The sequence below is a fragment of the Acinetobacter sp. YH12094 genome, assembly GCF_013419295.1.
GTDB classification, from domain to species: Bacteria; Pseudomonadota; Gammaproteobacteria; order Pseudomonadales; family Moraxellaceae; genus Acinetobacter; species Acinetobacter amyesii.
In genome coordinates this window covers 18,646-27,875 of sequence record NZ_VPAK01000028.1, presented here as the reverse complement: position 1 = coordinate 27,875, position 9,230 = coordinate 18,646, and the positions used below count along the sequence as shown (strand labels likewise).

The following is a 9,230-nucleotide window of genomic DNA, read 5'->3' as shown; positions in this document are numbered from 1 at the left end:
CGACAATAGCAAGAGTGAACCACCTGATCCCTTCCCGAACTCAGAAGTGAAACCTCTTAGCGCTGATGGTAGTGTGGGGTTACCCATGTGAGAGTAAGTCATCGCCAGCTCATTATTCGAAACACCCTCTGACATATCAGGGGGTGTTTTTTTATGTGTGTGGAAAAAATAAGAAGAAAAGTAGAAGAACAAAATAGGAAAATAAGAAGAAAAGCGAAAGCAAAAAATAGGAAAACGACAGATATTTAAAATGAATAAAGCTAAACAGCGCAAAAAATTTACATCAAGCCAAGCTTATATTCTTTATAGTGAAGTTTAGTCGCCAAGGTATAAAAACAATAGGATGTGCAAATGCTCCAAGATCTCGATGAAGTCTCTATTTTAGAAATATTGCAGCAACGCTTTGAGGCAAATATGCAGCGGCATCCAGAATTACTTTGGGATGATGTAAAAAAACAATTGATTGCACAGCCCTCAAAACTAAAAATTTTAATCGAAATGGAAAAAACAGGCGGTGGGCCAGATATTGTGATGCTGAATCAGCAATCTCATGACCTGATATTTTATGATTGCAGCTTAGAGTCGCCAAAGCCTAGACGAAGCTTGTGCTATGACCGTGATGCCTTGGAGAATCGGAAGGATCATCCCCCGAAAAATAACGTTATAGACATGGTTCGAGACATCGGTGCTGAGCTACTGACAGAAGAAGACTATCGAGCAATACAGCAAGTTTTTCATTTCGATTTAAATACTTCGAGCTGGATCGTGACGCCAGCAGATATTCGGCAAAAGGGTGGGGCACTGTTTTGTGACCGACGTTATGATCATGTATTTAGCTACCATAATGGCGCACAGTCATATTATGCGTCTCGAGGATTTCGCTGTAAGCTGGTGATTGCTTAGTCTCAGTGCTATAAATGTTTTTAAAACAATCAAGAGTGTTCAAACGAACTTTTCTAAAGATGTAATTGCGTTTGTTTTTTAGACATTTAAAATTTTTCTAAACTAAAGATAGAAATAAATGATGGTGTGTCGTTCTGAAGTTTAATGAAAGAATAGAAGAATTAGGCCTGAAAATAAGGGTATTATTATTTAAAAAAATCAGTTAAATAATCATATATTGATAATGTTTAATAATTAAACTAAAGCATGAAAAATAACACAATTAACATGTACTTATAAGCGACTAGATTTATTAAACATACGTCTAATATCCCTAGAAAACACTGTTCCGTATATTCCGTGGCTGTTGAATTTTACTTAAAAATTCAATGAATGTTATGGACAAGTACTCATGGGAGATGAGAACGATGACAACGGAAAAAATAGACATAAATTCTGTAGTCGATAAGGCTAAATTTACCCCGTTCCACTTCAATGTAGTGGCTTGGTGCTTATTGATTATTTTATTTGATGGCTACGATTTAGCGATTAATGGCGTGGTTTTACCATTATTGATGCAAGACTGGGGCTTAAGTGCAATGCAAGCGGGGATGCTTGCCAGTACTGCGCTCGCAGGCATGATGTTTGGTGCCATGTTCTTTGGTTCTTTAGCGGATAAGATTGGCCGTAAAAAAGTCATTATGATCTGTATCGTTTTATTTAGTGGTTTGACCTTTGCCGGTGGTTTTGCGTCGAATCCAACAGAATTTGGTATTTTGCGTTTCTTGGCTGGTTTAGGGATTGGCGGTGTAATGCCTAACCTTGTGGCTTTAACGTCTGAATACGCGCCGCAGAAGATGCGTAGCACACTGGTAACGACGATGTTTAGTGGTTATGCAGTCGGTGGTGTGATGGCGGCACTTTTAGGTTCATGGTTCACCCCTGACTTTGGTTGGCAAATCATGTTCTTTATTGCGGGTATTCCACTTTTCCTTTTACCTGTGATTTGGAGATTTTTACCAGAATCTTTGGCATTTATGGTGAAAGAAAACAAACAGGAAAAAGCCCGCAGTATCGTGAAGCGCTTAGCACCTGAAGTGAAAGTGACTGAAAATACAGTGTTCACTTTGCCTCAAGAAAGCGTGCCTGAAGCTGCTAACGTGGTGAGTTTATTCCGCCGTGGTCGTGCCGTAAATACATTGCTGTTTTGGGTGGCGTTCTTTACGTGCCTATTGACCATGTATGCGCTAAGCAGCTGGTTACCAAAACTGATGATGGCAGCCGGTTATTCTATGGATAACAGCTTAATGTTTATGATGGTCATGAACGTGGGCGCAGTTGTGGGTATTGTTGGCGGTGGTATTTTGGCTGACCGTTTCCATTTAAAACCTGTGCTGATGGTTTTGGGTATGATGGGCGCGATTGTGATGAGCTTGATGGGCTTCCAATCAAATCAGTTCTTGCTATACATTTTGGTGTTCTTGGCAGGTGCTGCATCTATTGGTTCGCAAATGCTGCTGTACAGCTATGTGGCGCAGTATTACCCACTTGCTGTACGTTCGACGGGTATTGGTTGGTCTTCTGCAATTGGTCGTATGGGCGCGATTGTAGGGCCGATTCTGATTGGTGGTTTGCTCGGTATGAACTTACCTGCGCATTTCAACTTTATGGCGGTGGGTTTACCTGTACTGATTACTGCGATCGCGGTTGCATTGATCATGCATGAAAACGACAGTGATAAAATTGATGTTAAAGAGGCATCTACAGCGAAAGCCTAAGTTGTGATTCTTTAAAAAGAAAAGCCTCCGAAAGGGGGCTTTTTATGCTCTAATAGAAATGATATTTAGAATATTTAAAATTATGACAAAAGAAAGATGTTTAGAAAAAATGAAATACGTCCGTGATGCCTTTTGGTTTAGTTTAGGTGCTTACGGATTAGCAGTAAAAGAACCAACAAGCCGTTATTTGAGTAATTATAATTTAACAGTATCAGATAAAGAAATATATGTCTTAAGCGGAAATGAAGTAGCTGCTACAGATTGGCTTTTATATAATATTAATTTTTCAAATACTTTAGACAATGGTTCAGCAAAAATGTTTGTTAAACAAACATTTTACTACATGATTTTAGAAACTTTCGAAGCTGCCAAAAGTTATGCTTTTGAAAATAATAAATCTGATCATTTTAGGTCACAAGAATGGTATGCCTTTGCAAGGCATCTTAGAAATGCAATTGGTCATAATGGTGTATGGTCTATAAAAGGAATTCCTAATGATTTGCCTACTACTTTTAGGAATAAAACTATTGATTTGAGTTTTAACGGTCAAGAGCTAGGCGACTTTATTGGTTGGGTATATGGATTACAATTGTGTGCGACAATTCAACTGTGGGTTGGAGAGAGTTAATATTTTGTTGTGTTGTTAATTATTTGGTTTTAATTAATCTAATATCTAACTAAGCCCTTATTAATACTATTGTGAGAAAAATATGAACTTTAATTCTATCTCCCCAATCCCTGAAGACGATGAAGAACTGCATCTGCCTGAGCTAGTGTACTGGGCATCTTTAGGTGAACTTGCAGAAGTCGAAAAATCTTTGGCGAATGGCACAGACGTAAACTCTGCCGATGAAGAAGGCTACAGCGCACTGCATGCAGCAGCAGAAAACGGCTATTTAGACGTAGTGAAGCTATTGGTAGGCAAAGGTGCAGATGTAAAGCACAAAACCCAATATACCGCTTTAGAACTTGCAGAAATGGCAGGTCATGACGATGTTGTGGCATATCTCAAAAGCCTCTAAGTCCGATTGCGCAAAATCATGATCGTGAAATCCTCCAGCTGAATCTGGGGGATTTTTTTAATGGGTCATAAAAAATTAATAGATAGAAAAAGAAAACCCCGACATCCTGTCGGGGTTTTCTTCGTATTTCGTGTTCTAGATACAACTCCTTGTCATATCTCACGTCCTGATGCAGAAACTTATTGTTATTGTTTTATGTTTCGGAAACTTCCTGTCTCCTGATAACTGTAGATTAGGCCTGTTTCATAAACTTGGAAAGCCGCAATTTTCTGCATGTCATGTAAGCCAAAACGTACAAAATTATTCTGTTACCTTTCCAAAGAAAAATCATCTGATTAATTGATTAGAATCAAATGATTATAAAAGGGAAGGGAACAGTAAATGAAACAATGCATACAATATTTTCGAACGCCTAGCCTGATCGTTGGCATCTTGATGACAGCCGCATGCCATGCGGAAAACACCACAACTACAGCACAAGATCAAACACCAAGCCAAACTCAAAATTCTGCACAAGTCCAGCAAGAACAGGGCTTTAAAATACAAAAAATCGCTCAATTCAATGAGCCTTGGGCCATCCAGCCACTTACAGACGGCCGTTTATTGCTGACTGAAAGAAAAGGTCAGCTAATTATCTTTAATCCTCAAAACCAGCAGAAAATACAGGTGAAAAACCTTCCCAAAGTTGCCTATGGCGGACAAGGCGGCTTAGGTGATATTGCACTCGATCCGCAGTTTGAAAATAATCATCAGATATATCTGAGCTATGCAGAAGCCGGACAGGGCGGTTATGGCGCTGTCATCGAAAAAGCCACATTAAACCTCAATGAAGCTGCGCCAAGTTTAAAACAGCGAAAAATCATTTGGAGGCAAATTCCAAAAGTAGAAGGTCAAGGCCATTATTCACACCGAATGCAGTTTGGCGCAGATGGAAAATTATGGGTGAGTTCGGGCGAACGTCAGAAGTTTGATCCTGCACAAGATCTGCAGTCAAATTTGGGTAAAGTACTGCGCTTAAATAGTGATGGAACACCTGCTGCGGATAATCCATTTCAGACCCAAGGCGAAGTTGCAAAGCAAGTGTGGAGCTTCGGGCACCGTAACCCTTTAGGCATGGCATTTGATGCAAAACAGCAGCTTTGGGTGGCCGAAATGGGACCGAAAGGTGGTGATGAGTTAAATCTCGTGCAGCGTGCGAAAAACTATGGCTATCCACATGTGTCGAATGGCGATCATTATGATGATCAACCGATTCCTGATCATCTTACACGGCCTGAATTTGAAGCGCCTGCCATCAGCTGGACACCGGTGATTTCACCGTCGAGTTTGATGTTCTACCAAGGGCAAAAGTTCCCCTTGTGGAAAAATAAAGCGCTGATTGGTGGCTTATCTTCAGAAGCGATTGTGATTGTTGATACAGAGCTTAAACCTGTCCAAGAAATCCAGCGTATCGACATGAAACAGCGGATCCGTGGCTTGATTGAGGCCAAAGATGGCGCAATTTGGGGGATTGAGGATGGTGAAAAAGCATGGTTATTCAAAATTGAGCCAAAATAGCGACTAAAAAATAAACAAAAAATTCAAAAAATAAAAAAAAGCCCCTCCGGGGCTTCTCACATACAGGCCTGCACGAATTTCAAATCCGTCACCTAAGCCGCATAGTGCTCATCGGCATTAAATGCATTGGCTTGAATTTGAATTAATTTACGATTTCCTTGTTCTCCATTCATTCGCCAATGCGCAATTTTAATATTATCGACGATCGCAACATCACCTTTATGCCACTGCAAAAGCAGGGCATCTTTATACATCGCATCAAAAAATTGCTGCTTTTCGGCATCGCTCCATTCAATTTGTTGACCTTCTGGCGTGTAAATTTCCCAAGTCAGTTGCATGCCGTCCGCTGTCGAATCGATTTCAATCTCCCCGCGATTTTCAAAGCAATTTTTGGCCGCCTGATGGGCAAATGGATTGGTATTATTAGCAAAAGCCCACGGCTGAATCACATGCTTTTTCGTATCGGGGTGATGAATCACCAGTGGCGAACGCTGCAAGGTCAGTTTGGCTTTTTTATCTTGTCGAATCTCTAGACTAAACGGGCTCTTTTTCAGCAATAATCGGTCAAATAGCCCCACCTCGCGCGCCGAGACATAAGAAAAATGGTTCCATGCACCAAGATATTTTTCCTGTAGATGTTTCGGAAAATTCTCCCAAATCTGCTCTAAGTTATTAAATCCTGTTTCTGCCAAATACGTCGAAGGTTCCTGACAAAATAAGGCGATATAACGCGAGCGTTCTGAGCGCACACCACCTTCAACATGTGGGCCTTGTACCGAGTTTTCGACTGGACCCAATTGCACTGTGTTGCGGTCTATATAACGACGGTAGTCGCCAGCACCGAGCAAGTTCTCACTGTATTTTCGCATCCAAGATGCAACCCAGCTGGGCATATTGGGGTTAAAAGCATTCCATGGGGTAAACTGAAAATATTGTTCAATCAGTTGGTTAAATTGTTCGGGTTGCTCGATGTTAAAACCACGAAACAGTAAGATGCCATTTTCATGGATTTGTTGTAAAAGCTCTTGTCGATGCGCGCCAATATATTGTGCAAGATCTTGTGGGCTATTGTGTTCTGGAGCGGCATGAAAAATGCGGGTAAAACTATTCAGTTGTTGCTGTTGCAATTGCATAGGTCATTCTCTAATTTTTTAATTCAATTTTTATTGTTGTCGCCTAATCCCTAAGCGCTGACAGTTCGAGCTGCTGAACTCGCAGCAGTTATTCTGTCTAAATTCTCTGCCGATTATAAGTACAGTTTTACTGTTGCGATGTAAGTATTGTTGATAAATTGCGATTTTTCGACGAATAGAGTGCGATTGCTGAGTGAATGACGACATGAAAAAAGCCCTCGACATCCTATCGAGGGCTTTTTAGATTCATTCTAAAGATATGACTCCTGTCATACCGATTAGCGTTCCTGCTGCATGTGCATTATTTATTTTTATTGCAAGACATCCTGTCTCTGTATGTTCTTACTATAGGCGCGTTGCTGTTGAGGCTACAGGCGTAAATACTGCAAGCGCTGTAGGTAAATGCCTACAGCAGAACGTCGCTAAATCCTGCTAGTGTAGTGATGGATATAACAACAATGAGTTTCGCGCATGCCTGCAACACAAATCGATATACGGATGCAATACAGCATAGAACAAGAACAACAGTTGATAAATGCTGTCTTTGACGCCTTACAACAGAGTTTTCAGCTGCCTCGATATGACCGCAATATACGTTTGCAAGTGCATGCCCCACATCGGTTTCAGGTGTTTGATCATTTGACGCAGCCTGAGCGTTTTACACATATCACCATCGATTGTTTTGCGGGACGAACCTTAGCAACCAAGCATAAGTTATATCAAATACTGGTGCAAAATTTGGTAGAATTTGGCATTCCGGCCGACCATATCATCATTACCTTACGTGAAAGCCCTCTAGAAAATTGGGGGATACGAGGTGGTCAAGCCGCCTGTGATGTCGAGTTAGGTTTTCAGGTCGATGTTTAGTCTGTGCAAATACATGGAATGTTGCTTTTACGGAGCCTAAACGAAAAAAGCCCCGACATCCTGTCGGGGCTTTTTCGGATTCATTCTAGCGGTATAACTCCTGTCCTACCGTTAAGCTTCCTGCTCATTGTCTTATCATTGTTGTTTTATGTTCAGTGACATCCTGTCGCTGTATGACCTTAATATAAAAGTAATCCAATAACGTGAATAGTGTCTATTATCCGCATCTGATGTAAGCCAAAACGTACAACACCTAAATTATCATTTTGTCCGTCGCGTCAATGTATTGCACAGCATTAAGGCTATCGACCGATAGAACTATTGACCCAAATCGATCTAAACCTATTTTAAAACAGCGGGAAGCTGGTTTTGATGAGATTAAAATTTTCATCAGCGGTGTTACATATTTTTGCGATTAATTTGTTGAATGGTGAACTACTTTATCAGACATTAAAAATTCATAATGAAAAATATACAGGGAATAAGATCGATGCTAAGAACACTTACACAACAACGGACGACATCAAAACTTCAGCTCGCATTAGGCTGCATCATTGCGCTTAGTGCTTCAGCAAGTTGGGCAGCATCTCCACAAGAGATTATGCAAATTGCGGAAAGTCAAAAGCAAAGTTATTTAGAGACCTTGAAAACCTTGGTCAATATTGAATCCGGCAGTAAAGATATTGAGGGTTTGAATCAAATTGCTAAGGTGGTCGCAGAGCAATTAAAAGCCACAGGGGCTGAGGTGAACGTGATTCAGCCCAAAGACATCATGAAACTCGATGGTGCGCCAGATCAGACAGGGCCGATTGTAAAAGCGGTACTGAAAGGCAAAGGTAAAACGAACATTATGTTGTTGGCACATAATGATACGGTGTATCAAAAGGGCCAATTACAAGGTCAACCGTTTCGTATAGATGGTAATAAAGCCTATGGTTTAGGTATTTTGGACGACAAGCAAGGTGTTGCTGCAGTGATTCATGTCTTGGATATGCTGAAACAGCTGAAGTACCAAGATTACGGCACCATTACGGTGTTAATTAATTCAGATGAAGAAATCAGTTCACCCGGCTCGCGCCAATTGATTATGGATACAGCTCAAAATCAGGACGTTGTCCTCTCCTTTGAAACCGGTGGTTTAGAGGGAAGTTTGATGTTAGCCACTAGTGGGATTGGTGCGGCTTATTTAGATATTAAAGGGCGGGGTTCGCATGCGGGGGTAAAACCTGAAGCAGGGGTCAATGCCTTGACAGAACTGGCTTTTCAGATTCAACAATTAGAAAATCTATCCAATCCGAAAACGGGTTTAAAGCTGAATTGGACTGTTGCGACGGCTGGAAAAACCCGAAATGTGATTCCTGACCATGCGACAGCGCAGGCAGATGCTCGCTCCTTAAAACCACAAGATTTTGCTGAGTTGGAAAAAACCTTGAAGCAAAAAGTCAAAACCAAAAAATTGGCGGAAAGTCAGGTCGAGGTCAAATTTGAAGTCCGTCGACCACCTTTAGAAGCCAGTCCACAAGCCAAAAAATTGGCCGCGACAGCCCAGCAGATTTACACAAACGAATTAAAGCTGCCGATGAAAGTTGAAACGACCGCTTGGGGTGGTGGTACTGATGCCGCTTTTGCTGGGGTTAGTTCGAGAGCCGCGATCATTGAGGGACTAGGCATGTCAGGTGATGGATTACATTCAGATAAAGCTGAATATATTTTGACAGATTCTATCGTACCGCGTTTGTACTTGGTGACGCGTTTAATTGTGGAGAGTTCTAAAAAGTAATCGTATCCGATTGGGTGAGATCTAATGAGCCATTGCCCTGAGTTTGGTTGTGGCTCATGTTAGAGCTATTCTTATGTAGCATTTGAAATGAAAAAAGCCCCGACATCCTGTCGGGGCTTTTTCGGATTCATTCTAGCGGTATAACTCCTGTCCTACCGTTAAGCTTCCTGCTCATTGTCTTATCATTGTTGTTTTATGTTCAGTGACATCC

The 9,230-nt window shown here is 41.2% G+C and carries 9 protein-coding genes and 1 rRNA gene; 9 read left to right on the top strand and 1 reads right to left on the bottom strand.

What is annotated here, in order from left to right; all coding sequences use genetic code 11:
- The 6 genes from rrf to FTU34_RS15325 all read left to right on the top strand — a co-directional run.
- A 5S ribosomal RNA gene (gene rrf / locus FTU34_RS15350) occupies positions 1-110 on the top strand; the annotation flags it as partial.
- Between the two features lie 241 nt (positions 111-351).
- Positions 352-903 carry a DUF4256 domain-containing protein gene (locus FTU34_RS15345; protein WP_180022955.1) on the top strand — a complete coding sequence of 184 codons (552 nt, stop codon included), beginning with the start codon at positions 352-354 and terminating at the stop codon, positions 901-903.
- Positions 904-1,310: 407 nt separating this feature from the next.
- Positions 1,311-2,660 carry an aromatic acid/H+ symport family MFS transporter gene (locus FTU34_RS15340; protein WP_180022954.1) on the top strand — a complete coding sequence of 450 codons (1,350 nt, stop codon included), beginning with the start codon at positions 1,311-1,313 and terminating at the stop codon, positions 2,658-2,660.
- A gap of 82 nt (positions 2,661-2,742) precedes the next feature.
- On the top strand, positions 2,743-3,288 hold the full coding sequence (locus FTU34_RS15335) for a hypothetical protein (RefSeq protein WP_180022953.1): 546 nt from the start codon (positions 2,743-2,745) through the stop codon (positions 3,286-3,288).
- Between the two features lie 82 nt (positions 3,289-3,370).
- The gene (locus tag FTU34_RS15330; RefSeq protein ID WP_180022952.1) at positions 3,371-3,682 is read left to right on the top strand and encodes an ankyrin repeat domain-containing protein; all 312 of its coding nucleotides are present in this window, start codon (positions 3,371-3,373) and stop codon (positions 3,680-3,682) included.
- Positions 3,683-4,117: 435 nt separating this feature from the next.
- Positions 4,118-5,239 (top strand): PQQ-dependent sugar dehydrogenase, encoded by a 1,122-nt coding sequence (locus tag FTU34_RS15325; RefSeq protein ID WP_180022956.1) that lies wholly within the window; start codon positions 4,118-4,120, stop codon positions 5,237-5,239.
- A 92-nt stretch (positions 5,240-5,331) separates the two neighbouring features.
- Here FTU34_RS15325 and FTU34_RS15320 read toward each other — a convergent pair whose 3' ends face one another.
- Positions 5,332-6,372 (bottom strand): TauD/TfdA family dioxygenase, encoded by a 1,041-nt coding sequence (locus FTU34_RS15320; RefSeq protein ID WP_078190660.1) that lies wholly within the window; start codon positions 6,370-6,372, stop codon positions 5,332-5,334.
- Positions 6,373-6,631: 259 nt separating this feature from the next.
- Here FTU34_RS15320 and FTU34_RS15315 point away from each other — a divergent pair, with 259 nt between their 5' ends.
- From FTU34_RS15315 to FTU34_RS15305, 3 genes are all read left to right on the top strand, one after another.
- A complete protein-coding gene (locus FTU34_RS15315) occupies positions 6,632-6,808 on the top strand; it encodes a hypothetical protein (protein WP_171263829.1) in 177 nt (58 codons plus the stop codon).
- Positions 6,809-6,843: 35 nt separating this feature from the next.
- Positions 6,844-7,239 carry a tautomerase family protein gene (locus FTU34_RS15310; protein ID WP_180036123.1) on the top strand — a complete coding sequence of 132 codons (396 nt, stop codon included), beginning with the start codon at positions 6,844-6,846 and terminating at the stop codon, positions 7,237-7,239.
- A gap of 490 nt (positions 7,240-7,729) precedes the next feature.
- The gene (locus tag FTU34_RS15305; RefSeq protein WP_180036122.1) at positions 7,730-9,019 is read left to right on the top strand and encodes a glutamate carboxypeptidase; all 1,290 of its coding nucleotides are present in this window, start codon (positions 7,730-7,732) and stop codon (positions 9,017-9,019) included.
- Positions 9,020-9,230: the final 211 nt, after the last annotated feature.